Source organism: Acinetobacter sp. LCT-H3, assembly GCF_001866125.1.
Lineage (GTDB): Bacteria > Pseudomonadota > Gammaproteobacteria > Pseudomonadales > Moraxellaceae > Acinetobacter > Acinetobacter schindleri.
The window spans coordinates 1-25,509 of the sequence record NZ_MODX01000003.1; the positions used below are offsets into that span (position 1 = coordinate 1).

Consider the following 25,509-nt stretch of genomic DNA (forward strand, 5'->3'; position numbering starts at 1 on the left):
TCATAATCTCTTAATGATCTTACTTAAAACCTCGTCAGCTTTAAGTTCCAACCCAATCACTTAACTTTTCGTTTCATGCATTGCGTTGGTGTGCTGCGTATTCTATACAGTTTCACAATGAGCGCAAGTGCTTTTCATAAAAATATATAAAAATATGATTTGGTCGTTCATTTTTTACTCTGAATGCGTATTTTTAGCAGCTTTAGGTGTGTAAATCCATCATTCTGGCCTGAAATATATTTTCAAAGTGTAACGTTTAGCTCTCAAACTAAAAAAGATCGGTATAAACCGATCTTTTTCATGTTTTTTCAATTCCCTTGCTCTGCTAGCCATAACATAAACTTCCGACGCTCTTCTTTAGATGCTTGCTGCCAAAGCTGAATCAGCTTTTGGTCAGTGGAAGTTTTTATTGCTGTTTCAGCTGAATTTAGATTCGCTACCACTGGTGATACCGCTGCCTGTGGATAAACAGACGCAGGCTGATTTGCAGGAGCAACTGTTTTAGTTGTCAAGTCTAGCGCTTTACCTAATACACTTTTACCCAATAATGGTTTGGTTTCACTATTTGCGCCTGACTGTTGTACCAACAATTGATTTCTGGCGTCATATAAACCAATGATCGGCTGATCTTTATATTTTTGTGCAGTATCAAAATCTTTAGGTGCATTAATCAAAGCCAAACGATAACTTTCGCCATCTTTTAATTCAGGTGTTTTAACTGTTACTACATCCGATTTTAAAATGTCATGGCTGTTATCATTATGCTGGAAGAATTCAATATAACGTACACTAATTCTATTTGAACCCGGATCTAGCTTATAAGTCTGTTTTTTACGGATTAATCCACTATTCACTTCTCGCTCATTCACCCCGACAATCTTGATTTCTTCTGGTGCCGTCAAGGTCACTGCTGAAAAAACAGAAGTACTTCCCATTAAAGTCGCAACTGCAATCATAATACGTAAATTCATTCGCTTCTTTTTCCTGATTATTTAAGTCTGCTTGCACTATGCCGAGTATACGTGACAATTTTATGATAAATCACTTAGACAAATAGCCAAGACTTTAAGCATATATCTATATATCCATCTGATTTATTCAGCTAAGCACTTTATCTTGAATGAATACAAAATAAAAAAAGGAGCACCGAAGCACTCCTTTTTTTATTATTTAACTCAATTAATTAAAAGTTTTAAAACGCTCTGCATCATCCATAAAGGTTTTTTCACCTGCTGGTGCTTCGATCGAACCAAACACAAGTTGGGCACGTAGCTTCCAGTTTGAAGGCACATCAAAAGCAATTGCAACTTCATCATCAATGATCGGATTATAGTGCTGCAAAGAGGCACCAATATTTTTCTCCGCCAGCGCTGTCCAAGTGGCAAATTGGGCAATTGCTGAAGAATGCTCTGACCATACCGGGAAATTATCTGCATATAATGGGAATTGTGCTTGCAGCCCTTTCACTACTTCCTGATCTTCATAAAATAAGGCTGTACCATAACCCGCTGCAAAACTGTTAATTTTATTATTTGTTCCTTCAAAGGCATCAGCTGGAACAATTTTCTTTAAAGTATCACGAACAATATTCCAGAAATTTTGATGCGATTCACCAAACAGGATTACCACGCGGGATGTTTGCGAGTTAAAAGAAGATGGGCTATGACGTACCGCTTCCTTAATTGTATTTTCAACTTCTGTCTGATCTAGGCTTACATTATTACCAATTGTATAGATGCTGCGACGTTGTTTGATCTGATCTAAAAATGCCATGAAGAACCTCTTGTATATCTTGTCTTGTTCAAAGTTGATAAAGAGAGATTAATCTTTTTATCACCCAGAAACAGGCGTATATAAAAAACGTAGTGTTTTATTTATAGAACAATAAGAGGATTCTTAACGTTTAATATTTGTATTGAACCCACTGGCAAAAATTTCCAGCGGGTTATTGGTCTTTATGATTTTAGGTAAATATGCGGAAGCGATCCTGAAAGTTAGGATCTGGACGGGCTTCTGCAGGCTGCTCAATAGAACCAAAACAAAGCTGGGCACGTAGCAGCCAGTTTTCATCTATTTTAAAATGTGCTGCAACTGCCTGATCCACCATTGGATTGTAGTGCTGTAAGGATGCTCCTAATCCTGAATCTGCAAGTGCTGTCCAGACAGCAAACTGCGCCATACCCGAAGTTTGCTCAGACCAGACCGGGAAATCTTCAGCGCTCATTGGCATTTTCTTTTGTAACTGCTGAATAATTGTCTGATCTTCATAAAATAGAACTGTTCTAAAGGCAGCAGCACATTGATCAAGCTTGATTTCAATTCCTTCGAATACCTGAACAGGCATTTCCTGACATTTGACCTCTTTCACGATTTCCCAGAATTTATAATGTGAATCACCAAACAAAATCACGATTCGTGCACTTTGTGAATTGAATGCTGAAGGACAACTACGTACCGCAGCTTGGATCAGTTCAGCAATATACGCCTGGCTATAATGAACTCGTCTTCCCAAAGCATAAATACTACGGCGTTTTTTCAGCTGATCAATAAAAGTCAGCTCATCTCCCTGTACAGTTTTGCTTTTTTTTTGAAAATTTAAAATCTTTCGTCAGGTCTGCCGTGAGTACATGCCCAATCTTATTTAATAACGCCATTTACACTTTCCCCCAATCAACACATGCCTACCAATAGGTGGACTTGTTTATTGTAAAGATTTTGACTAATAAGGCTTATGACATAAGCTTTCAAGCCTGTTGCTTTTTACAGCAAATAATCAATCTAAAAACAAAAAACTCCGCGCTAAGCGGAGTTTGTGTGACTTATTACACGATTATTTATTTTCAGTTTCAAATAATGCAGCAACAAATGATTTGGCAGAGAATGGACGAAGATCGTCAATTTTCTCACCTACACCAATAAAGCGGATTGGAACATGGGTACGACTGGCAATGTTAAATAGCACCCCACCTTTAGCAGTACCATCTAATTTAGTAATGGTAATACCAGTCAGACCAACCGCTTCATCAAACATCTCTACCTGATTAATGGCATTCTGACCCGTACCAGCATCTACAACCAGCATCACTTCATGCGGTGCAGTTGCATTAATCTTCTGCATTACACGTTTCACTTTGGTCAACTCTTGCATCAGATGGCTCTTGTTATGCAAACGACCTGCCGTATCAGCGATCAGGACATCTACACCTTTGGCACGTGCACTTTCAAAAGCATCAAAAATAACAGAGGCAGAATCGGCACCATGACCTTGAGCAACTACGGCGATATTATTGCGCTCACCCCAGATTTGCAGCTGTTCAGTTGCCGCAGCACGGAAGGTATCACCAGCTGCCAGCATGACTTTCTTGCCTTCGCCTTGTAAACGTTTTGCCAGCTTACCAATGGTTGTGGTTTTACCTACACCGTTTACACCGACAACCAGAATCACGAAAGGACTTTTGTTCGGGTCAATGTGTAACGGTTTTACACGCGGTGCCAATAAAGCCACCAGTTCTTCCTGAAGCGCTTTATATAATGAATGAGAGTAAATCAAGTCACCACGTGCTGTACGTTCTGTCAGATTGGCAATAATGGTCTTGGTTGCATCTACACCAATATCTGCAACCAATAATTGCTCTTCTACTTCTTCTAGTAATTCGTCATCAATTTCTTTGCCACCGATGAGGATATTGACCATACCATCTGCAAAGTTTTTGCGGGTCTTGGTTAAACCTTCCTTCATACGGCTAAAGAAACCGCCTTTAGGAGCAGATTCTTCACTCGGTATTTCTGTTGCGGCAGGCGCTGAAACAACGGCTTGTTCGCGTGGCGTTTCTATAATTGGCACATTGACCGCAGGTAAACTCGGTAATGTGACATCGTCATCTCCGATATCAGCATCAATCAAAAATTTGTTTTGCTCATTAGATTGCTGTTGCATGCCGAATCCTTGAAAAGCATTGCGTTAAAAAATAGGATTCTACCATAAGTTATAAGGTTTTAGCTTTAGATTAAAATTCCATTTCTACTACACCAAAAAGCAACAGCACCAGTTTGCTTTCAATTGCACAATTCTTAAAATGGCTTATAAATACATCTGCTTATTTTGGAATATCCAGTGTTCAAATCACTTATTTTTATGCACGCCCGTCCAATCCAGTTTAAGCGATACATGTATTCGCTTGGTACAATACTGATATGTCTAAGCAGCAGTCAGATTCAGGCACAAACTATAGAAAAATCCAAATCTGAACTGACGCGTAGTACCTTTGAAACCACCCTGAAAAATGGTCTAAAAGTCATTATCCGAGAAGATCACCGTGCGCCGATGGTCATGACCCAGATCTGGTATAAAGTCGGCAGTGCGGATGAATCCGGTAACACTCTGGGTATATCACATGTGCTGGAACATATGATGTTCAAGGGCACCAGCAAAGTTCCAAATGATGAATTTACACGGATTAGCCGGATTTATGGGGGCAGTATTAATGCTGCAACCTTTACCAATTACACCAATTATTATCAGCTTTATCCCAAGGCCTACTTCCCGATGGCGCTCGAACTCGAAGCTGACCGTATGAGTAATCTGCTGCTACGCCAACAGGATTTTGAGCCAGAAATCAAAGTGGTTATGGAAGAGCGCCGCCAGCGCACCGAGGACAATCCTCGTTCACGTGCCTTTGAACGTTTTAAATGGATCAGTTATCCCACCAGCCATTATCGCCAACCGGTGATTGGTCATATGAAAACCCTGAACAATATCCAGCTGAACGATGTAAAGCAGTGGTACAAGACCTGGTATACGCCGAACAATGCGATTCTGGTGATTGTTGGTGACGTAGAGTCTGAACAAGCGCTGTTACAAGTACAGAAATACTTTGCTGACACACCTTCACGTGCCACACCGCAACGCAATGATGTACATGAGTTTGAACACTTGGGCTATCGTCACATGGAAATCAATACCGATGTGCAAGTGCCCAACCTGTACATGACCTGGAATGTCAAATCACTGGCTTCCGCAATCAATCCGCAGGATGCTTATGCCCTGACAATTATCCGGAGTTTGCTGGACAGTGGTATTTCCTCAAGGCTGCAAGATCGCTTGGTACGAGACCGCAAACTACTGACTTCTGTCAGTGTGTCGTATGATCCGTATAACCGTGGTGACAGCCTGTTTAGTATTTCTGCATTACCTGCAAATGGCGTCAGTTTTGAAGATGCGCAAAAAGCCATTCAGGCAGAAGTTGATGCATTAAAAACCGAAGATATTCCCAAGCATGAACTTGAACGCATCACTACCCGCTTTGTTTCCAACCTTATTTATAATCAGGATAATATTGCTGGTCAGGCTAAAATGATCGGCAATCTGGAAGTGAACGGCTTAAGTTACCGACTGATGGATGAACTTCCTAAATATTATGAAAATGTCAGTATGAGCGATATTCAGCGTGTCGCGAATAGCTATTTTATTCGTGAAAATCTCAGTACCTTATACCTCGCACCGGAAACAAAAGCACAATGATGATCAAGTTCAAGTCTGCATGTTCGAATAGTTTATTAATTGTTGCGTTGAACTGTGCTTCTGTGGTCTGGGCCGAAAGTGTTCAAAATACAAAAGTTATACCGGAAGATAATCCCACCCAGTTGCAATCTATTCCCTTGCTACAAAGCTTAAAGAATCTGAAGAATGAAAGACAGTTTCATGCACCTTATGTACATGAGCTGAATAATCGCTACAAAATACGTACGCTGTTTGTCGAAACCAAAGATCTGCCGATGGTCGATATTCAACTAACCTTTAATGCTGGTGCAGCACGGGATGAGGAAATTCAGAAGGGTTTGTTTGGTTTGTCCAGTATGGCAGCCAAACTGATCCGGGAAGGAACCGATACATATACTGCGCGGGAAATTGCGTCTGTTTTTGATCAAAGTGGCGCACAATTTAGTGCCCAGGCGTATCGGGATATGTTTGTCATCCGCCTACGTGTAATGTCTGATCCGAAAAAACTGGAACCCGCACTGGCAATGATGATGGAAGTACTTAAACATGCTTCATTTAAAAATCAGAGCATCAGCCTGGCTGTTAGCAACACCAATGTTGGTCAAAAACAGCTACAGGAAAATCCAGGCCGCTTAATGGATATCCGTTTTTATAGAAGCCTATATGGGCAGCATCCTTACGCACAGCCAATCACAGGCACCATTGGCGGCACTCAAAAAGTAAATCCTGAACATTTAAAGAAGTTCCGTGATCAGTTTCTGGTTGCGCAAAATATGAATATTGCGATTACCGGAAAACTTAGCCCCAAAGAGGCCTTAGACCTGTCAGAACGCATTGCAGGAAATTTCAAGCAAGGCACACGAGCAAAGTCATTGCCTGATCCACAGCTAAAAAATGATATTGAAGTAATTCATATTCCCTATAACTCAAGTCAGGCTCATGTAATGTTCGGGCATATCGGACCCAGCCGCTTTAATAAAGATAGGCTGGCTTTAGAAGTTGCGAATCGTATATTTGGTGGTAGTGGCTTTAATGCGATATTGATGCAGGAGTTAAGAATCAAGCGTGGCTTTACTTATGCTGCCTATAGCACTTTTAGTTTTACTCAGGCACCGGGTGTATTCAGTTTCCGCTATTCGACCCGTCAAGACCAGCTATTAGACAGTATTCAGGTCGCGCATCAGGCATTGATCAACTTTGTAAATCAGCCGATAAATACTAAACGACTGGAAGAAACCAAATCTGGCATGTTAAGGGCATTTCCAAATAACTATAGTAGCAATGCCACCATTAACGCCCAGCTCGGAACGATGGGATTCTATGCAGAGCCACGCGATTATCTCGCCACCTATCCAGAACGATTAGCCAAAATCACTGCAAAAGATGTTGAAAATGCAGTAGACAAACATCTGCATCCAGACCGTTTAACCGTAGTGGTGGTCAGTCAGGCACTGGATAAAGATAAACTAAAAACAGCCTTAAAAGCGAATTTAACAAGTACGGCTACGGCTGAGGAATTAATACTCACACCTTAAATTTTAAGGCTGATCCGCTTTTACTGCAGGTAACTGATGTGCACGGACTGATTCCTGCTGGTATGCCTGCATCAATTTAAGATATTGTCCACGATAAACCGCTGGCCGCTCAAGCAAGGCTATAGCCATATCTTGCGTTTGTGGTAACTGTTGCTGTATGGAAAGTTGCTGAATTTGTTCAGATTGAACCGTAGTGACAGGACGATAAAGTGCAATACTTGCCAGCACCATAATAAATAAAAAAATAAAAATAAAAACGCTGTTATAAATTTGCTCCAGCGTTAATTTGGACAGAAATATCCTGATTTTTTCTACGTCAATAGCCATACACTACCTCTAATTCAAAGTAGTGTATGGCTGCATTGCAATAAGTTCAAGTAATCAACCGGAAATTCGCCTGATTTGCAGACGGCTTACTTTAGTTGAGTATTGTCTATTCTATTTAAATAAAGCGATAAAAACGGTACTTCCCAGCATACCCGCAGTAATTGCCAGAATCAGGAAGATAGCAAACTTGCTCAGCCCAGACTCTGCACTGGCTGGGTGCAGGCGGTCGGGATCGGCAAGACGTACCAGTTCTGAATTATAAAGTTTGTAGAATTGTTCACGCTGATTCTCGTCTAGCTGACGGGTAAAATCATAGACTGCTTTACGCTGTGCCAGACTATACTCCCCTAGATGGATTTCTTTATGGAAAATAGCTGCATCTAATTTTTTCCGGTGCAGTTGCGCCAATGCCATTACTTGGCCAGCCGTCGGGGGAATATCAAAATCAATTCCATCTAATGTGTGCGACATGTTATTCTCCTTGTTGTTAGCTTAATAGTTACTTCTTATAGTAATAAAAAATATATTTGATGATAGTTTAATCATGTAAACTACATAACAAAAATAAAATTCGATGAAATAATTGACTTTTCACCCATTCTGTAATATTAGTTTAACATTACTCAGTTATATTTGTAGTTAGACTAAAAAGTCTATCCGTAATCATAATTAAAATTAAGGAGTTTTTATATGATTCAACAATTCTCTCCACATGAACTTGAACATCTGTATGCTGAAGCTGTGAATACAATCCAGTCACAAATGAATTTTTCAGATGCTGTCAAACAACTTGAAGATGCTGCACGTGCAGGCCATGGTAAAGCGGCGCTTTTTTTAGCTGAACTTTATTATCAAGGTTTCCGTGTCGAGCGGGACTCAATGAAAGCCCAATACTGGCAAAACATGGCCACCATGCAAGCCTAAAAAAACGTCACCCCGGTGGCGTTTTTTTATAGTTACAATATTACTTATACATGATGAAGCATTAACATAACGATTTCTTGCAAAGCTGAAACAGTAATTTCATATAGTTTTCTTACAATGACAGCGTTGTTCTACGATAGCTTGATCATAATGAAAATGCCAAATATTAAAGATATCCAACCACTGCCTAAGGACCTTGCGGTCAAAATCACCATCCTGAAATCGATGATGTACTGCGGGGTACTTTGGGGACTGTTTCATGAAGGCTGGGGCATGATGCGCGATCAGGATGAAACCCTGTTCCCGTTCTGGCTTAATTCATCTCATGCGGCAAATTATGCCAAAAAGAACTGGCCAAATTATACTCCGCGCAAAATCACGCCTGAGGATTTTGAGCAGGCACTGTTACCTACCTTACATCGTCTGAATGTCACTCCTGTTCTGGTACGAGGCAGTGGCAAACAAATTAAGCTGACAATTGGACAGGTGCGTCATTTCTTTTTTTCAGGACAAGGGCTGCACTTCGCTGCATAACATGTTATTTATAGAGTCAGCACAGCAATTACCTGAAGATAAACAGCTTAAACTTCAGGATAAATAATAACAGCTAAGGACTTAATAATGACGAATGTAGCGCAAGTACTCAAAGACAAGCCCTCTCAAGAAATCTATACCATTCATCCAGAAGCGACGGTTCTTGAAGCCATTACTTTAATGGCAGATAAAGACATCGGTGCGATTGTAGTGGTCGAAGAAGATAAAGTGGTCGGAATTCTTTCCGAACGTGATTACACTCGAAAGATTGTGCTGATGGAACGTACTTCCTTTGATACGACTGTCAGCCAGATCATGACTTCTAATGTAATCATGGTAGATTGCCACACTTCTGTACCGGACTGTCTCAGCTTAATGACCAATAAACATTTGCGTCATTTACCAGTGGTAGAAGCAGGAAAACTGGTGGGGTTGGCTTCAATTGGTGACTTGGTTAAAGCAGCCATGAATGATCAGCAAATTTTGATTGATCAACTGCAACAATATATTTCAGGTTAAATATTAATTCAAAAAGCCATTTTGTAATGACATTAGATTGACAAAGAAATGATAGAAATAAAAAACCGCTCAATTTGAGCGGTTTTTTTATTTACAGCTATAGCTAGATTAGTTGAGACCTAACTTTTCAGCCACATAGTCAGAGTCTTTATCACCACGACCTGATAGATTCACAACAATTTTCACATCTTCTGGCAATTTACCTGCTTCACGAATCGCCCAAGCCACTGCATGTGAACTTTCCAGCGCAGGCACAATACCTTCTACACGTGATAAAGTCATAAAGGCATCCAGACATTCCTGATCTGTTGCCGTCGTATATTCCACACGACCCAAATCTTTAAGCAGACTATGCTGCGGACCGACACCCGGATAATCCAGACCAGATGCAATTGAATGCACTGGTAAAGGTTCACCCTGCTCATCTTCTAATACATAACATGCCATACCATGAATCTGGCTAGGCTTACCTAAAGTCAGCGTTGCAGAGTGTTTGTCAGTATCCAGACCATGACCTGCCGGCTCCACACCCACCAGTTTTACTTCTGGTTCATTTAAAAAAGCGGTAAATGCGCCCATCGCATTGGAACCACCCCCTACACAAGCTACGATATAATCCGGGTTTGCACCAAAACGATCATTACTTTGTACCTTGATTTCGTCCCCAATAATCGACTGAAAATCACGTACCATCATTGGAAATGGATGCGGCCCTACTACCGAGCCGATTGCATAGATGTAGTTTTTCGGGTCTTTTAAATATTCTTCAAAGGCACTATCTACCGCATCTTTCAAGGTAGCTGTACCACGAGTGACTGAAATCAGTTTGGCACCGAGAATTTTCATTTTCACCACGTTCGGGTGTTCTTTCTCGATATCCACCTGCCCCATATGAATTTCACATGGAATACCAACCAATGCACACGCCGTTGCCAAAGCAACACCATGTTGCCCGGCACCTGTTTCAGCAATCACTTTGGTTTTACCCATGTATTTTGCTAACAGTGCTTCACCCAGACAGTGATTGATTTTGTGCGCACCTGTGTGGTTTAGATCTTCACGTTTTAGGTAGATCTGCGCCCCACCGAGCTGTTCAGAAAGACGTTTGGCATGAAATAAAGGACTTGGGCGACCGACATAGTGGACCAACAGGTCTTTCAGTTCATTCTGAAATTCTTCAGTCTGACGAATTTCCTGATAAGCAACATTAATATCATCCATTGCCTGTTTCAGATCGGGTGGAATAAACTGACCGCCGTAGTTCCCAAAAAAACCCTCTTCATTTGGCAATGCAATACCATTAATTTGATGATCCATAGCGATCCTTAACAATCTGGACTAAATTTATAAAAACTACTTTATATTAAAATGTTTTGTTTTAAAGGACTAATAACTATAAATAAAGTCATCAAAAGATAAATGGAATCAGCGCGCCAGATATTTGGTCATATCTTCAATGCCTTTTAGGGTCATTGGATACATATGCTTTTCAAAGATCTGCTGAATCAATCCGATGGTTTGCGTATAGTGCCAGTAACGCTCTTCTTCCGGATTTAACCAGGCCGTTTTTTCAAAATGCTGACGCAGACGCTGTAACCAGACCTGTCCTGCTTCATCATTCATATATTCCACCGAGCCTCCCACTGAATGCAGCTCATATGGCGCCATACTGGCATCACCAACCACGATTACCCGATAATCGCGACCATAAGTATTCAGCAGATCCCAGGTATTCATACGGGTACTGGAACGACGAAAATTATCTTTCCAGACATAGTCATACAAACAGTTATGGAAATAAAAATATTCCAAAGTCTTGAACTCGGTTTTGGCAGCACTAAACAGTTTCTCACACTGGGCAATGTGTGCATCCATGGAGCCGCCCACATCAAATAGCATAAGCACTTTGATGCGATTACGGCGTTCCGGCACCAACTGCACATCCAGAATGCCCTGCTTGGCTGTTTCACGAATGGTACTGTCAATATCCAGTTCTTCAGCAGCACCCTGACGGGCAAACTTACGCAGGCGACGCAGTGCCAGCTGCATCTGACGGCTACCCAAAATCTGTTCATCATCCAGATTACGGTATTGACGCTGTTCCCAGACTTTGACTGCTGAACGCTTACGCCCCGGCCCGCCAATACGCACACCTTCAGGATGATCGCCATAGGCACCAAAAGGTGAAGTGCCACCAGTACCAATCATTTTGTTGCCGCCCTGATGTTTTTTATGCTGTTCGCGCAAGCGCTCTTCCAGCATTTTCATCAATTCTTCTAGTGAACCGGCTTTTTTCAGCTCTTCACGCTGTTCTGGTGTCAGATGCTTTTCCAATAGTTCCAGATCAAACCAGTCTTTGGGCAGCTTATGCACCTGATTCAGCAATTCATCCAGATCGAAAGTGGCGATCCCATCAAAATAGTCTTTCATGGCACGATCGAACTTATCGAAATAGCGCTCGTCTTTGACCATGACGGTTTTGGCTAGCTGATAGAACTCGTCCTGATCGGCAAAAACAATACCTTCAGCAACTGCCTGATTCAGGTCAATCAGCTCACGGGTAGATACCGGTACACCGTATTTGCGCAAGGTATAAAACAGTCGCACGAACATGCGTGTTTCTCCCTTAACGGCGTGACATGAATGCTAGGCGTTCAAGCAGCTGGACATCCTGCTCGTTTTTGATCAGCGCACCATACAGCGGTGGAATGGCTTTAGATTTATCGGCATTACGCAATACATCTTCTGGCATATCATCTGCCATTAACAGACTTAACCAGTCAATTAATTCAGAAGTTGAAGGTGGTTTTTTCAGGCCCGGAACCTGACGTAATTTAAAGAATACTTGCAATGCCTCATTTACCAAGGTTGCTGAAATATTCTCAAAATGCACATCAATAATGTCGCGCATGGTCGCTTCATCAGGAAATTCGATGTAATGGAAGAAACAGCGACGCAGGAAAGCATCCGGCAATTCCTTTTCATTATTTGAGGTAATGATGACAATTGGGCGCTGTTTTGCAGTAATAGTTTCGCCTGTTTCATACACAAAGAACGACATCTTATCGAGCTCATGTAACAGGTCATTTGGGAATTCAATATCTGCCTTGTCGATTTCATCAATCAGCAATACACAGCGCTCTTCACTGCTAAATGCTTCCCACAGTTTTCCTGGCTTGATGTAGTTTTTGATGTCATAGACACGGTCATCACCCAATTGACTGTCACGCAGACGCGATACTGCATCATATTCGTAAAGGCCTTGCTGGGCTTTGGTGGTGGACTTGATGTGCCAGGTGATGAGTTTCATTCCCAGACTTTCAGCCACCTGTTCTGCCAGCAGGGTTTTACCTGTACCCGGTTCACCTTTGACCAGCAGCGGTTTTTGTAAACTGCGTGCGGCTTTGACAGCCAATTTTAAACTATCAGTTGCAATATACTGACTTGTACCAGAAAACTGTTGATGATCCACAGACATGATTTAACCTTATTTTTTTATTTACAGTGGTGAAGTTTTTTTGTTTACAGCAATCTTTGCTTTATTTGTTACATAGCTTGACCAGCAATAGCCGATCAGTGAAGCAATACCAATCACAAACAAAATGAGTGAGGCATTGATCCAGACCAGTTCTTGTTCCTTGGTCAATACACCAAATATCAGTCCGAAAATCGCCGGGGCTAATGAGGCATTCGGACCTTCGGATACTGTCGGCGTTAGCAGGATGGCAAACACTAAAATCCAGAGAAAGCCACCTGCCGGTTTTGGCAGGCGCTTAGTCACGCCATACCAGCACAACAGTGCAATTATACTGCCTATCAGGTATACCGCGATGGCAATCGATTCTTCAGGAATTGAATCTAATACAGTTACATAACCATTCATTTCACAACTCCTGAATAAATATTAAGCACCACGAAGACCTTCTGGTTCTACAGCATTCGGGTTAATCAAACCTTCAGGCGGCATTTGCAGGAAGAAACCACGGGTTTCAATCGAGTCGATCACGTGCAGCACATTAGCACGTGCCAGCTTGCGGGTTTCGCTCAGTTCAAGATGCATGACAAAAGTCGCACGACCAAATGCTACGCGGACAGCTTCGCCCAGTACGTGAAGTGGATCGAAAGTTTCAGCTTCATTTTCTTCAGCTGGACGAGCCACATAAAGGTACATTTCATCCTTTTTGCTCGATTTGTAGATAGACACTTGCATGATTTTGATTTAGACAACAATTTAGAAAAATCAGTAGCAAGGATACCTTAAAACGTCACCTGAGGCATTAGCCATAATTAACGCATCAGTCGTGATTTTGTATAATTGCTCTTTCTTTAATCAGTTTTGTAGTTAAGTTTCTATCCAGGCTTTAGTCGACAACTTTCATCTGTCTAGAAAGATAGGATTCATCCTGACGTAGCAGCTCAACCAGTGGCTTGGTCAGATGATCATAACGCCAGCCAAGTAAAAATTCCGGCAAATCCTGTTCATCATTGTGGAACACAACATGCTGGTACAACGCATTCATCCATTTTTTGCGCATCAGGACTTCTTTCGGGATAGAAGTTTCATCTACAACATTTTGAATGATGGCATCAACTTTTGTACCGACTTCACTTGAAGAATGACGGATTGGACGTGCCAGACGTAATGGCCACTCGGATTGATCTGGCAAGAATTTCAGCAGGTCCAGAATCATCTTGCCATGATCACGAATAATATTGGCACGCAGATCTTTCACAGTGCTGAGCTGGAACATATTCTTAGGGTTCTTCTCCACCAGATTAATCATAGCCGAGTTTTTCATGATGAAACTGCGCGGAATATTCAGTGCCTTGGCAATCTGCTCACGCCATACTGCAAGCTGCTGTAGCTGCATCAGCTGACGGCGTGAATGACGATAGTTGCCAACATCCTGATATAACAAGGCCGTTGGTGTTTCCTCGCCAATTTCCCGGGTCATGAAGCGACAATCTTCCAGTGCCAAGTCTAACAGGTGCTTTTGTTTCAACTCCTGCTTGATCTGATCACCCAAGTGCACCAGATAATGCACATCATTGGCTGCATACAACAATTGTTCATGACTTAAAGGACGTGCCAACCAGTTTGAACGGGTTTGATCTTTTTCAATTTCAACATCTAGCATCTGCTTCAAGGCATTCTGATAGCTGACCTGTAAACCATGCCCCAGAAACGCCATCCCTACTTGGGTATCAAACACATTACTCAGAGATTTTTGCTGGGTATAGTGATAGATCAGATCAATGTCTTCTCCACAGGCATGGAAAATGTTCTGTTGTGCTGCAAAGAGACGCTTGAAGAACTCGGTCAGATCCAGGGTCGTACCGTCGAGCAGATAGACATTGCCACAGACATTAATCTGGAACACACCAAGTTTCGGCCATAAAGTATCGACCTTGATGAACTCTGTATCCAAAGCATAAACCGAGCTTTGATCCATTTGTGCGAGTACTTGATCGAGTCCAGCTTGATCTTGAATAAATTGAAACATAAATGACTGAATCAGCGTAATGTGGATGTCCGAATATAGTTATATTAACTGATATTTATAATATTTATGATAAAAAAATAAACATTTAGCTATAAAATTTTGCAATAACAATATCGATAAATTAAATGAATATTCTCATATTTTTTTTAACTTGTTCTTCTCTTTAGTAAAACGCATGCAGAGAAACAGGTTTATTTCATCCGCATGCGGTTATGTACAGCTTGGCTTAAGGTATGGCTGTCTACATATTCCAGTTCACCACCTTGTGGTACACCCTGGGCAATCCGGGTAATCTGAATCGGTAAATGCTTGCTGGCTTCCATGAGGTAGTGCGCAGTGGCCTGTCCTTCTACAGTTGCATTCGTAGCCAGAATCACTTCACGAATCTGACCTCTGTTTAAACGCTCGAGTAGATATGGAATCCCAATTTCTTCAGGCCCAATTCCATCTAGTGGTGACAAATGTCCACCCAGTACATGGTATTTACCACGAAAACTGCCACTCTGCTCAATAGCCATCACATCCGCTGGTGATTCCACCACACAAAGCAGCTCATCATCACGTTCAGTTGAGGTGCAGATATTACAGACTTCATCTTCAGTGAGTGAATGACAGATTGAACATTCATGAATATGGTTGGTTGCTTCAGTCAATGCATGTGCCAGACCAATCGCACCTTCACGGTTTTTCATGATCAGATGCAATGCCATACGCTGGGCCGATTTCGGCCCAACGCTTGGCAAGATGCGTAATGCTTGAACCAGTTGATCAAAACGATCACTAAACATTGCGCAAATTTCCTTAGAACAGGCCAGCCAGACCTGGAGGTAAGCCCATGCCCTGGTTTGCAGACTTCATACGTTCTTCTGAAATTGCTTCAGCTTGGCGTGCCGCATCATTCATTGCAGCCGCGATCAGATCTTCAATCATATCCGGATCATCCTGCAGAAGTTCAGGATCGATCTGAATGCGTTTTACCACATTACGTGCAGTCATCGTTACTTTTACCAGACCACCACCCGCTTCAGCATGAACCTCTACCAGCGCAAGCTCTTTTTTGGCTTTTTTCAGGTTGGTTTCTACTTCCTTTTGCATGCGCTGAGCTTGCTGCATCAACATGTTAATGTTCATAAAAATCTCCGAACATAAATTTATAAAAATTAGATTAGATCTAAACCACGTGTAATGTCACGGATAATATCATCAATATCTTCCAAACCAACAGAAACACGAATTAAACCCTCACAAATACCTGCAGCTTCTTTTGCTTCCGGTGAAAGTTTCCCATGCGTTGTCGTTGCCGGGTGGGTAATCGTTGATTTCGCATCACCCAGGTTACCCGTTATGGAAATAAACTGAGTATTGTCGATGACTTTCCAGGCACCTTCACGACCACCCTTCACTTCAAATGATACGATACCACCGAAGCCGGTTTGCTGCTTTGCCGCCAGCTCATGACCTACATGCTCAGGCAGACCTGCGTAGTACACTTTTTCTACTTTTGAATGTGCATTTAAGTATTCAGCCAGTTTCTGTGCACTTGCGGAGTGTTCACGCATACGCAGACGTAAGGTTTCCAGACCTTTCAGGAACACCCAGGCATTGAACGGACTCATAGATGGACCTGTGGTACGCACATAACCGAAGATTTCTTCAAGCAATTTGTGATTACCGACAACTGCACCACCCAATGCACGACCCTGACCATCCAGGTACTTCGTAGCTGAATATACAACGAGGTCAGCACCAAATTTGATTGGTTGTTGTAATACAGGTGTACAGAAGCTGTTATCAATTGCCAGTAATGCATCATGAGCATGTGCAAGATCTGAAAGCGCCTGAATATCTGCCACTTCAGCCAGTGGGTTAGATGGAGATTCCACAAAGAACAGTTTCGTTTCAGGCTTGATTGCATTTTTCCAGGCATCGACATCGGTCAAGTCCACAAAATCAACTGCCACACCGAACTTGCCTACATATTTTTCAAACAGAGAAACTGTAGAACCAAATACTGCACGTGAACAGATCACATGGTCGCCTGCTTTCAAAAAGGCTATTGCCACTGCCATAATCGCAGCCATACCCGAACTGGTCGCTACGGCGCGCTCAGCACCTTCAAGCGCAGCCAGACGTTTTTCAAACATTGCTACCGTAGGATTGGTAAAGCGTGAGTAAATATTGCCAGGTTCCTGACCTGAGAATTTTGCTGCCGCTTCAGCCGCATTTTCATAGACGAAAGAAGATGTCAGGAAGATCGGTTCTCCGTGCTCACCCTCAAAGCTACGTGTATGACCTGTACGGATGGCTAAAGTATCTAATTGATAATCGTCTTGTTGGCTCATCGCTCTAATTCAGCCCTGGCGGACTGCCTGTTGTAAAAAATTGCCAACATTTTGAGCGCCTATGCTATTTCAGGTCAAGGCATAATAAGCAATTATTGCCTAGACTTCGATCACTCCCTACCGGACACGGACAATTTATCTTTATGATTCAGTTAAAACAAAATCTGCAACGTCAACAGAAAAAACTCAAGCACCTGCGTGCGCGGTTTTTCAACAGCTCCTCACTGGTGCTGTCTCAAAAAACCCCGTTTGAGTACATCAAGGAAACTGAATTATATAAAGTCCGGCATTATCCAGCACCTGAAAGAAAGTTTAAGGAACCTTTGGTATTTGTTGCACCGCTGGCGATTAATATGGATATTTATGATCTGTATCCCTACCGTTCATTAGTAAAGCATTTCCAGCATAGCGGTTTTGAAGTATACCTGGTGGAATGGAACCGTTTCAGCTTCAAACACAAAGAGCTGAATTTTCTGTCCTTTATCGATCAATCCATTCCAGATGCCATAGAGCATATTTGCGAACATGCAAATAGTCCTTATATTTCCCTGCATGGCTGGAGTATGGCAGGTGTCTTTGTCACCCTATATACCGCGCTACACTCTCCAGAGCATGTGAAAAACCTGATGGTCATGGGTAGCCCAATTGACAGCTATGCCTCTGGCCGTATCGGCAAACTGTTTGAAACCACCAATAAACTGATTTCACAAAATCCAGCCCTGCGAAATACCGTACATAAGGGATTAATCCCCAAACAATATATTCATACGCCAGGTATTTTGAATGCCTTAGGCTTTAAACTGCTGGATCCTGTGGGCTGGTTCAAAAGTCAGAAACAGTTTTTGCTGAATCTGGAAAAACCCGACCATGTCTATGAACATGCCACCATGGGTCATTTCCTGAATAAAATGATCGATTACCCGGGTGGAATCAATCAGGATATGGTGCTGCACCTGTGGTTACAGAATCCTCTTAAAGATGGTTCGATTAATCTGCATGGCAATAAGATTGATTTAAAAAATATTTCCTGCTCACTCATGATCGGTGCCGGCTTGACGGATCAGATTGTTACCCGAGAAGCTGCAGAACCACTCACCCAGCTAACCAGCAGCAAAGATATTACTTTTACCCTGATTCCAGGTGGACACCTTGGTTTAATGTCAAATCAAAAGACAGCCAACACTTTTTGGCCTAAACTAACCACCTGGCTTGAGCAGCGTTCTACTCGACTAGCGCAATAATTCGAGAGATGCCTTCAAGCTTATAATTTTTAATTAAAAGATTTTGAGGGTTATCATGATTCAATCAGTTGCATTTCTTGGCTTGGGTGCTATGGGCTATCGCATGGCTGCGCATTTACCAAAGCATTTTGATACGGTCTATGTCTGGAACCGTACTGCTACCAAGGCAGAGCAGCATGCAACTGAATATGGTACACAGGCAGCAAGTCTGGAACAGGCCATCCAGGCAGATATAATCTTCTCCTGCTTACCCACCAGTGCTGATGTTGAAGCTTTAGTCCAAGGTCTGGAATTAAAAGCAGGCAGTATCTGGGTCGACTGCACCAGTGGTGTACCTGATGCCGCTCGTCGTCTGGAAGAAGCTTTAGCAAATCAAGGCGTGATTTTTCTGGATGCGCCCGTCAGCGGTCAGACGATCGGTGCTGAAAATGGCACTTTAACTGTTATGATTGGTGGTAGTGCAGCAGGTTTTGAACAAGCCCTTCCCGCGATTCAGGCTTTCGGCAAGCTGATCAAGCATGTTGGTGAATCTGGCGCGGGCTTTGCAGTGAAAGCAGTCAATAATATGTTAATGGCTGTAAACCTGTGTGCAGTTGCAGAAGGCTTTATGACGCTGAAAGCGCATGGTGTAAGTTTGAATGAAGCACTGGAATGTATTAATGCATCAAGCGGTAAAAGTAACGTAACTGAGAGCGTGATGCCGCAGCGTATTTTGAACCGCAGTTTCCCGCTTACCTTTGCATTACCGTTACTTGCCAAAGATACAGGGATTGCGGTAGATCTGGTTCGTGATGCCAAGCTGTCTGCACCATTGCTATCGCTTACCCAGAACCTGATTCAGGCAGCTAACCTTCAGGCAGAAGAAAATAGTGACTTTTCTACTGCAATAAAAATGTATGAATCATGGAGTAAAATTACTATTGAGTAATATATCGCCATTGAATCGTGAGAACAAAACCCAATATTGTGTTTAGGTATAGACACATGACTCAACACCAGAGGAAACCCGCATGAAAAAATTGACTGTTGCGACAGTGATGAGTTTTGCAGCATTGCTAGGGGCTTCAACTTCAGTTTTAGCTTCTGAACAAGAATGCAAAAAACTGAAAAATGATCATGATGTGATTTATGCTTCTAAGGGCTTCTGTTTTAAAGATCCAGATGCCAAAGCAAAGTATGGCAATGACAATTGCTACACAACCAAGCCAAAATTTTCAGAAAAAGAGCAACAACGTCTTGACGCGATCAAAGATCGTCAGAAAGAATTGAACTGTAAATAATTTAATTCAATGACGCTCAAGGAATGCCCTAATGACTTACGATGATCAAAATATTTTTGCACGAATTCTGCGCGGTGAACTGCCTGCAATCAAGGTGTATGAAGACGACCAGGTTCTTGCATTTATGGACATCATGCCTCAGGCAGACGGTCATACTTTGGTCATTCCTAAATCGCCTGCGGTGACGCTACTTGATCTGGATCCTGAAGTGGCTGCATATACCATTCAGATCGTACAAAAGATTGCCAAAGCCATCGAAAAAGGCCTAGGTGTAGAGGGTATCGTGCTGATGCAATTATCAGGTACCGCAGCGGGTCAGACCGTACCCCATGTACATTTCCATCTGGTTCCTACCTCTTTGCACAATCTGGGCAAACATGCCTTGGTCATGGGTGATCAGGAGAAAATCAAGGCGCTAGCTGAGAAAATCAAAGCAGCGTTATAATGCTAGATTAAACCGATATAGAAATGGAGCTTCGGCTCCTTTTTTTCTACCACCCAAAAAATGAAAAATATTAATCTTTGTGAAAGCCGATAAATAAAACAATTTAATATATTGATTAATAATAACTTTCTTAAAACAAAACATATACTATTCATATTTTTACATAACGAAACATTTAATATATTTGAAATATTTCCTTAATCTTATTGTCTTATTTGTAATCGATACTTAGCACCAATACAGGACGGTAGCAAAATTTAACAAAGCTACCACAACATCCTTGTTAGGACCAAAACAAGTCTTATTGGAGCTACACATGAAAAAAACTCTTTGCGCATTGGCAGTTGGGGCAACAATTTTAACACCAGTAATGGCAGCTGCTGCTGACGTTAAAGTATATGGTCGTGCACACGTTTCTCTGGATTATCTGGATGATGGCCAGGATTATAACGAAGTAGGTCTTTCTTCAAATTCTTCACGCTTGGGTTTTAAAGCTGAACAAAAATTAGAAAATGGTATGACCGTATTTGGTCAAATCGAACAGGAAATTAACTTTGCAAGTGGTTCTGCAAACGATGATGTGGAATTTGCAACTCGCGATACTTTTGTTGGTTTAAAAGGTGATTTCGGTCAAGCGCGTATCGGCCGTTTTGACAGCCCATTCAAAGTAGCACGTGGCCCGGTCAACTTCTTTGGTGATATGGTCGGTGATGTTCGTAACGTCACACGTGCTGGCAACTTGCGTTTTGATGAACGTAATAACAATACCATTGAATATAAATCACCTAAGTTTGGCGGCGGCTTTAATGTTTTAGCAGCACTTTCTTTACACGAAGGTAATAGCCCTGATAGCGTGTCAACGTCTTCACCAAAAACTACTGTAATTGAAACTGTGAATGGTCCAGTAACAGTAGTCGTACCGGGAACCACAACTACTACCAATAAAGATAATCGCGATGATAAAGCATACGACCTCGCTTTAACCTATAAAGAAGGTAAAGTTGATTTTGCTGCTGCCTATGAACATTATGAAGAAGATGCAGGTCGTGGCGAACGCGATGGTTTCCGTATTGCTGGTGCTTACAAAATCACCCCTGAATTCAATCTGGGCGGTTTATACCAATTCCTTCAACATGATAATTCTGAAGCAAACCCAGATGCACAAGTATTTGGTGTAGCCGGTGAATATAAATTTGCACCAAAAACCTCATTCCGTGGTGAAGTATTCCACCGCGATGTCGATGCCGATGATGCGAATGCAACTTTACTGGCAATCGGACTTGAGCACCGTTTAGATCCAACAGTCCGCATTTATGGCAACATAGCAACTGTACTAAATGATGAAAACTCAAACCTTACCCCTTGGGCACAAGGTCGTACCAATGCTGTAGGTGGCGCACGCGGTGAAGACAGCCTAGGTCTTTCTCTAGGCATGCGTTACGACTTCTAAGTCCAGTCTCCCTCACAAAGCTTAAAAAGAACATGCCTCCAGCATGTTCTTTTTTTGGTGTGTTTTTTATCAATATAAATATGATGTGAAAGATTATGATACTGATATTCAACTCTTATAAAACCAACCAATTTAGTTTAATTAATTTTATTCTTTATTTTAAAACCAAGCATTTTAATCAGATTAAAAAATATTAATCCAACTAAAACAATCTACATTCGAATATATAAATATAAGCATTTTAGTCGGATTTAAAAACCAATAAAATTACATAAAATAATAAAAAATATTTAGAATAAATTTTAACTTATATAAATATATATTTATTACTTTCAAGTATTTATAAATATATATTTATTTAAACTGTATAGTCTATTTATTTTTTAGTTACAATAGATTAATAATATACAACAAGTCATATAACAGGCTTAGTCGAATGAGCTTAGTTCCCAAAAATCTAAACCAGAGAGTGGTTAGAGAAATAACCGCTATTTTAATTATCAAGGTTATTTTACTCATGATAATTAAAAACATCTGGTTTGATGCGCCTACGATTCCTAAAAATTTTGATAACCAAGTCGCCGAGCGTATCGCCGGTAATCCTTCCCAAATCCAGGAGACACGTTGATGATTTCTGAAAGCGTGGTCGATCTCTCGCGGTTCCAGTTCGCCATGACCGCGATGTATCACTTTATTTTTGTTCCACTGACGCTAGGTCTGGCATTTCTGCTTGCCATTATGGAAACCACCTATGTGATTTCCGGCAAAGAAATCTATAAAGACATGACCAAGTTCTGGGGAAAACTGTTTGGTATTAACTTTGCCTTAGGGGTAACCACCGGCCTGACCATGGAGTTCCAGTTCGGAACCAACTGGGCTTATTACTCGCATTATGTCGGTGATATTTTCGGTGCACCGCTGGCGATTGAAGGTTTGATGGCCTTCTTCCTTGAATCGACATTTATTGGCTTGTTCTTCTTTGGTTGGGATCGTCTGTCCAAAGTGCAACATCTGGCAGTAACCTGGCTGGTGGCTTTAGGCTCGAACATGTCCGCACTCTGGATTCTGGTCGCCAATGGCTGGATGCAAAACCCGGTCGGTTCGGCATTTAACTATGAAACCATGCGTATGGAAATGGTGGACTTTGCTGCATTGATCTTTAACCCGGTCGCTCAAGTTAAATTTGTGCATACCGTATCTGCCGGTTATGTCACAGGTGCCATCTTCGTCCTGGCTATTTCAAGTTACTACATGCTGAAAAAACGTGACCTGCCTTTTGCACGCCGTTCTTTTGCCATTGCAGCCATCTTCGGGCTTGCTTCTACACTTTCGGTGATTTTACTGGGTGATGAATCAGGTTATGAGCTGGGTGATGTACAGAAAACCAAACTGGCAGCGATTGAAGCAGAATGGGATACTCACCCTGCACCTGCGCCATTTACTTTGTTCGGTATTCCGAATAAGGAAACCATGACTACAGATTATGCAGTGAAAATTCCTTATGTAATGGGTCTGATTGCTACACGTTCTACGACTGAACAAGTTACAGGTATTAAGGACCTGCTGGTTCAGCATGAAGCGCGTATCCGTAATGGTATGGTGGCCTATTCGCAACTGGAAAAATTACGTGCTGGTGATCAGTCTCCAGAACTGAAAACCGCTTTTGAAGAAAGCCAAAAAGACCTCGGTTACGGTCTGCTGCTGAAGAAATACACGCCAAATGTCGTTGATGCCTCTGAAGAGCAAATCAAAGCAGCTGCTAAAGATACCATTCCACACGTACCAAGTCTGTTCTGGGCCTTCCGTGCCATGGTTGCTTCTGGCTTCTTGATGCTACTTCTATTTGCACTGGCAACTTTTGCGGTAGCAAAACGTAATGCTGAAAACAAACCATGGTTATTGAAATTTGCTTTATTTGCACTGCCTTTACCTTGGGTTGCTGCGCAAACTGGCTGGTATGTAGCAGAAGTAGGTCGTCAACCTTGGACCATTGGTGAGGTATTACCGACGCATCTTTCAGCATCAAGCTTAAGCACAGGCGATGTATGGGGTTCGATCCTTGCATTGGCAGCGTTCTATACTGTGTTACTGATTATTGAGATGTATCTGATGATCAAGTTCTCACGTCTTGGCCCAAGCTCACTGCATACCGGTAAATATCATTTTGAAAAGCTTGCAGCTGCAGAAAAAGCAAATGGGGAGACTCACGCATGATCGAATATGAATTATTAAAAATCATTTGGTGGGTGCTGGTCGGCGTATTGCTGATTGGCTTTGCCCTCACCGATGGCTTCGATATGGGCTCTATGGCGATCATGCCATTTGTGGGCAAAAATGATAGCGAGCGCCGTGCAGCGATCAATACCATTGCGCCGCACTGGGACGGTAATCAGGTCTGGTTTATTACTGCCGGCGGTGCTTTGTTCGCTGCCTGGCCAATGGTCTATGCAACCGCCTTCTCTGGCATGTACTGGGCACTGTTGCTGGTACTGTTTGCCCTGTTCCTGCGTCCGGTCGGTTTTGACTATCGCTCAAAACTGGAAAATACCAAATGGCGCAATTCATGGGACTGGGGTCTAGCCATTGGTGGTGCAGTGCCTGCATTGGTCTTCGGTGTGGCATTCGGCAACATGTTCCTGGGTGTACCATTTACTTTAGATGAAACTGTACGTTCTACTTATACTGGTAGCTTCTTTGCCCTGCTGAATCCGTTTGCGATTGTCTGTGGTCTGGTCAGTTTATCGATGCTGTGTGCACATGGTGGTGCATGGTTAATGCTGCGTACTGATGGTGACCTACGCCAACGTTCTGCCAAAGCAACACAAATCATGGGACTAGTGTATTTAGCAACTTTCCTGGCAGCCGGTGCATGGTTGTATTTTGGTGGTATTCAAGGCTATACCTTGGTTACACCTTTTGATACCAATGGTGTTGCCAACCCGCTCGCCAAAGAAGTGCTGACCAATGCTAATCCAGGCTGGATGAACAACTATTCGACGTATCCAATCACAATGGCTGCTCCAATTGCCGGCATTTTGGGTGGCTTGATCATTGTCTTGGCAGCTAGTAAAAACAAAGCAGGCTTGAGCTTCCTGGGTTCATCTCTGGCTGTCATCGGTGCCATCCTGACTGCTGGTTTTGCCCTGTTTCCTTTCCTGATGCCTTCAAGCATTAACCCGGTTGCAAGTCTGACCATGTGGGATGCGGTATCTAGTAAAAATACCTTAACCGTTATGACCGTTGCTGCATGTATCTTTGTTCCATTGATCCTGATCTATACCACCTGGTGTTACTACAAGATGTGGGGCGTGATTACCAACAAACACATTGAAGATAATTCACACAGCCTGTACTAAGGGCTGTGTCTTAAGGAGAGACAACTATGTGGTATTTTGCCTGGATTCTGGGTGTACTGATGGCATGTTTTGCCAGTGTGATTGCTGCCATTTACATGGAACAACACCAAGACCTAGATGAGGAATAAAACATGACCGAAGCTGCGCTTGAGAAAACCGTTGTAGACAAGAAACCAAACAAATTTGCGATGGTGATTTCCTGCCTGCTAGCATTTCCACTCGCAGCAGTGTTACTGGTACATCCAGCTGCGATGCTGGATGATAATGGTGCATATAGTCACCGAGCCATGATGTTTATCATGATTGGCATTTCAGGTGGTTTTATTCATGGTGTTGGCTTAATGCCACGCCACTGGTTCTGGAAATGGCTATTTAGCCCTTTCCTTTCATGGCCGCTGATGCTCTGGGGTTATTACACCTGGTTCATTGCCTGAGCATTCAAACAAAATTTAAGCTCTTTTCGGAGAGCTTAAATTTGATAAACACAAGATCTTTACTCTCATATTTTTAAAAAGAACAATGATATTTTTATCAATTTTGGCCTAAACTATC

The 25,509-nt window shown here is 42.2% G+C and carries 29 protein-coding genes and 1 pseudogene; 15 read left to right on the forward strand and 15 right to left on the reverse strand.

Annotation, left to right across the window (positions count from 1 at the left end):
• Positions 1-308: 308 nt before the first annotated feature.
• The 4 genes and pseudogenes from BK820_RS02495 to ftsY form a co-directional block, all read right to left on the reverse strand.
• Positions 309-971 (reverse strand): DUF2057 domain-containing protein, encoded by a 663-nt coding sequence (locus BK820_RS02495; protein WP_071320000.1) that lies wholly within the window; start codon positions 969-971, stop codon positions 309-311.
• Positions 972-1,179: 208 nt separating this feature from the next.
• Positions 1,180-1,773, reverse strand: a complete 594-nt coding sequence (locus tag BK820_RS02500) for a nitroreductase family protein (protein ID WP_071320001.1) — start codon at positions 1,771-1,773, stop codon at positions 1,180-1,182.
• Positions 1,774-1,963: 190 nt separating this feature from the next.
• Positions 1,964-2,654 (reverse strand): annotated as a pseudogene (locus BK820_RS02505) (nitroreductase family protein).
• A gap of 176 nt (positions 2,655-2,830) precedes the next feature.
• Complete coding sequence (gene ftsY, locus BK820_RS02510) at positions 2,831-3,937, reverse strand: signal recognition particle-docking protein FtsY (protein ID WP_071320003.1); 1,107 nt, start codon at positions 3,935-3,937, stop codon at positions 2,831-2,833.
• A 198-nt stretch (positions 3,938-4,135) separates the two neighbouring features.
• Here ftsY and BK820_RS02515 point away from each other — a divergent pair, with 198 nt between their 5' ends.
• Positions 4,136-5,521, forward strand: a complete 1,386-nt coding sequence (locus tag BK820_RS02515; protein ID WP_171260582.1) for a M16 family metallopeptidase — start codon at positions 4,136-4,138, stop codon at positions 5,519-5,521.
• Positions 5,518-7,035 (forward strand): M16 family metallopeptidase, encoded by a 1,518-nt coding sequence (locus BK820_RS02520; protein WP_071320005.1) that lies wholly within the window; start codon positions 5,518-5,520, stop codon positions 7,033-7,035. Before BK820_RS02515 ends, BK820_RS02520 begins: the two co-directional genes overlap by 4 nt.
• A gap of 3 nt (positions 7,036-7,038) precedes the next feature.
• Here BK820_RS02520 and BK820_RS02525 read toward each other — a convergent pair whose 3' ends face one another.
• Positions 7,039-7,362 carry a hypothetical protein gene (locus BK820_RS02525; protein WP_004815854.1) on the reverse strand — a complete coding sequence of 108 codons (324 nt, stop codon included), beginning with the start codon at positions 7,360-7,362 and terminating at the stop codon, positions 7,039-7,041.
• A 111-nt stretch (positions 7,363-7,473) separates the two neighbouring features.
• The gene (locus BK820_RS02530; protein WP_071320006.1) at positions 7,474-7,833 is read right to left on the reverse strand and encodes a hypothetical protein; all 360 of its coding nucleotides are present in this window, start codon (positions 7,831-7,833) and stop codon (positions 7,474-7,476) included.
• Between the two features lie 219 nt (positions 7,834-8,052).
• Between BK820_RS02530 and BK820_RS02535 the strand changes: the two genes are divergently transcribed.
• The 3 genes from BK820_RS02535 (at position 8,053) to BK820_RS02545 (ending at position 9,339) form a co-directional block, all read left to right on the forward strand.
• Positions 8,053-8,286 (forward strand): SEL1-like repeat protein, encoded by a 234-nt coding sequence (locus BK820_RS02535; protein ID WP_004815850.1) that lies wholly within the window; start codon positions 8,053-8,055, stop codon positions 8,284-8,286.
• A 150-nt stretch (positions 8,287-8,436) separates the two neighbouring features.
• Entirely contained in the window at positions 8,437-8,820 is a 384-nt protein-coding gene (locus BK820_RS02540) for a DUF2750 domain-containing protein (RefSeq protein WP_071320007.1), read from the forward strand.
• A gap of 87 nt (positions 8,821-8,907) precedes the next feature.
• Entirely contained in the window at positions 8,908-9,339 is a 432-nt protein-coding gene (locus BK820_RS02545) for a CBS domain-containing protein (RefSeq protein WP_048881225.1), read from the forward strand.
• Between the two features lie 108 nt (positions 9,340-9,447).
• Here BK820_RS02545 and trpB read toward each other — a convergent pair whose 3' ends face one another.
• From trpB to BK820_RS02590, 9 genes are all read right to left on the reverse strand, one after another.
• A complete protein-coding gene (trpB, locus tag BK820_RS02550; protein ID WP_071320008.1) occupies positions 9,448-10,656 on the reverse strand; it encodes a tryptophan synthase subunit beta in 1,209 nt (402 codons plus the stop codon).
• A gap of 108 nt (positions 10,657-10,764) precedes the next feature.
• On the reverse strand, positions 10,765-11,952 hold the full coding sequence (locus BK820_RS02555; protein ID WP_048881226.1) for a vWA domain-containing protein: 1,188 nt from the start codon (positions 11,950-11,952) through the stop codon (positions 10,765-10,767).
• Between the two features lie 13 nt (positions 11,953-11,965).
• On the reverse strand, positions 11,966-12,817 hold the full coding sequence (locus tag BK820_RS02560) for an AAA family ATPase (RefSeq protein ID WP_004815840.1): 852 nt from the start codon (positions 12,815-12,817) through the stop codon (positions 11,966-11,968).
• A gap of 21 nt (positions 12,818-12,838) precedes the next feature.
• Positions 12,839-13,222, reverse strand: coding sequence for a hypothetical protein (locus BK820_RS02565; protein ID WP_004815838.1), 384 nt, complete (start codon positions 13,220-13,222; stop codon positions 12,839-12,841).
• Between the two features lie 21 nt (positions 13,223-13,243).
• A complete protein-coding gene (locus tag BK820_RS02570; protein ID WP_026056700.1) occupies positions 13,244-13,549 on the reverse strand; it encodes a YcgL domain-containing protein in 306 nt (101 codons plus the stop codon).
• A 151-nt stretch (positions 13,550-13,700) separates the two neighbouring features.
• The gene (locus tag BK820_RS02575; protein WP_048881227.1) at positions 13,701-14,843 is read right to left on the reverse strand and encodes a ribonuclease D; all 1,143 of its coding nucleotides are present in this window, start codon (positions 14,841-14,843) and stop codon (positions 13,701-13,703) included.
• 191 nt (positions 14,844-15,034) lie between these two features.
• Positions 15,035-15,631, reverse strand: a complete 597-nt coding sequence (recR, locus tag BK820_RS02580) for a recombination mediator RecR (RefSeq protein WP_004815833.1) — start codon at positions 15,629-15,631, stop codon at positions 15,035-15,037.
• A 13-nt stretch (positions 15,632-15,644) separates the two neighbouring features.
• Positions 15,645-15,974, reverse strand: coding sequence for a YbaB/EbfC family nucleoid-associated protein (locus BK820_RS02585; protein ID WP_071320009.1), 330 nt, complete (start codon positions 15,972-15,974; stop codon positions 15,645-15,647).
• Positions 15,975-16,003: 29 nt separating this feature from the next.
• The gene (locus BK820_RS02590; RefSeq protein ID WP_071320010.1) at positions 16,004-17,185 is read right to left on the reverse strand and encodes an O-succinylhomoserine sulfhydrylase; all 1,182 of its coding nucleotides are present in this window, start codon (positions 17,183-17,185) and stop codon (positions 16,004-16,006) included.
• A 143-nt stretch (positions 17,186-17,328) separates the two neighbouring features.
• Here BK820_RS02590 and BK820_RS02595 point away from each other — a divergent pair, with 143 nt between their 5' ends.
• The 10 genes from BK820_RS02595 to BK820_RS02640 all read left to right on the forward strand — a co-directional run bounded on the left by BK820_RS02595 (position 17,329) and on the right by BK820_RS02640 (position 25,391).
• Positions 17,329-18,426 carry an alpha/beta fold hydrolase gene (locus BK820_RS02595; RefSeq protein ID WP_071320011.1) on the forward strand — a complete coding sequence of 366 codons (1,098 nt, stop codon included), beginning with the start codon at positions 17,329-17,331 and terminating at the stop codon, positions 18,424-18,426.
• A gap of 55 nt (positions 18,427-18,481) precedes the next feature.
• Positions 18,482-19,354 (forward strand): NAD(P)-dependent oxidoreductase, encoded by an 873-nt coding sequence (locus tag BK820_RS02600; RefSeq protein WP_071320012.1) that lies wholly within the window; start codon positions 18,482-18,484, stop codon positions 19,352-19,354.
• Between the two features lie 109 nt (positions 19,355-19,463).
• Positions 19,464-19,706, forward strand: a complete 243-nt coding sequence (locus tag BK820_RS02605) for a YARHG domain-containing protein (protein ID WP_372510725.1) — start codon at positions 19,464-19,466, stop codon at positions 19,704-19,706.
• 31 nt (positions 19,707-19,737) lie between these two features.
• A complete protein-coding gene (locus BK820_RS02610) occupies positions 19,738-20,151 on the forward strand; it encodes an HIT family protein (protein ID WP_071320013.1) in 414 nt (137 codons plus the stop codon).
• 316 nt (positions 20,152-20,467) lie between these two features.
• A complete protein-coding gene (locus BK820_RS02615; RefSeq protein ID WP_071320014.1) occupies positions 20,468-21,601 on the forward strand; it encodes a porin in 1,134 nt (377 codons plus the stop codon).
• A 436-nt stretch (positions 21,602-22,037) separates the two neighbouring features.
• The gene (gene cydP / locus BK820_RS02620) at positions 22,038-22,229 is read left to right on the forward strand and encodes a cytochrome oxidase putative small subunit CydP (RefSeq protein ID WP_004645265.1); all 192 of its coding nucleotides are present in this window, start codon (positions 22,038-22,040) and stop codon (positions 22,227-22,229) included.
• A complete protein-coding gene (locus BK820_RS02625) occupies positions 22,229-23,815 on the forward strand; it encodes a cytochrome ubiquinol oxidase subunit I (RefSeq protein WP_005106661.1) in 1,587 nt (528 codons plus the stop codon). The genes cydP and BK820_RS02625 overlap by 1 nt, the downstream gene beginning before the upstream one ends.
• On the forward strand, positions 23,812-24,957 hold the full coding sequence (gene cydB / locus BK820_RS02630) for a cytochrome d ubiquinol oxidase subunit II (RefSeq protein WP_071320015.1): 1,146 nt from the start codon (positions 23,812-23,814) through the stop codon (positions 24,955-24,957). The genes BK820_RS02625 and cydB overlap by 4 nt, the downstream gene beginning before the upstream one ends.
• Before the next feature lie 26 nt (positions 24,958-24,983).
• Positions 24,984-25,085, forward strand: coding sequence for a cytochrome bd-I oxidase subunit CydX (gene cydX / locus BK820_RS02635; RefSeq protein WP_004278713.1), 102 nt, complete (start codon positions 24,984-24,986; stop codon positions 25,083-25,085).
• Between the two features lie 3 nt (positions 25,086-25,088).
• Complete coding sequence (locus BK820_RS02640) at positions 25,089-25,391, forward strand: cyd operon YbgE family protein (protein WP_071320016.1); 303 nt, start codon at positions 25,089-25,091, stop codon at positions 25,389-25,391.
• Positions 25,392-25,509: the final 118 nt, after the last annotated feature.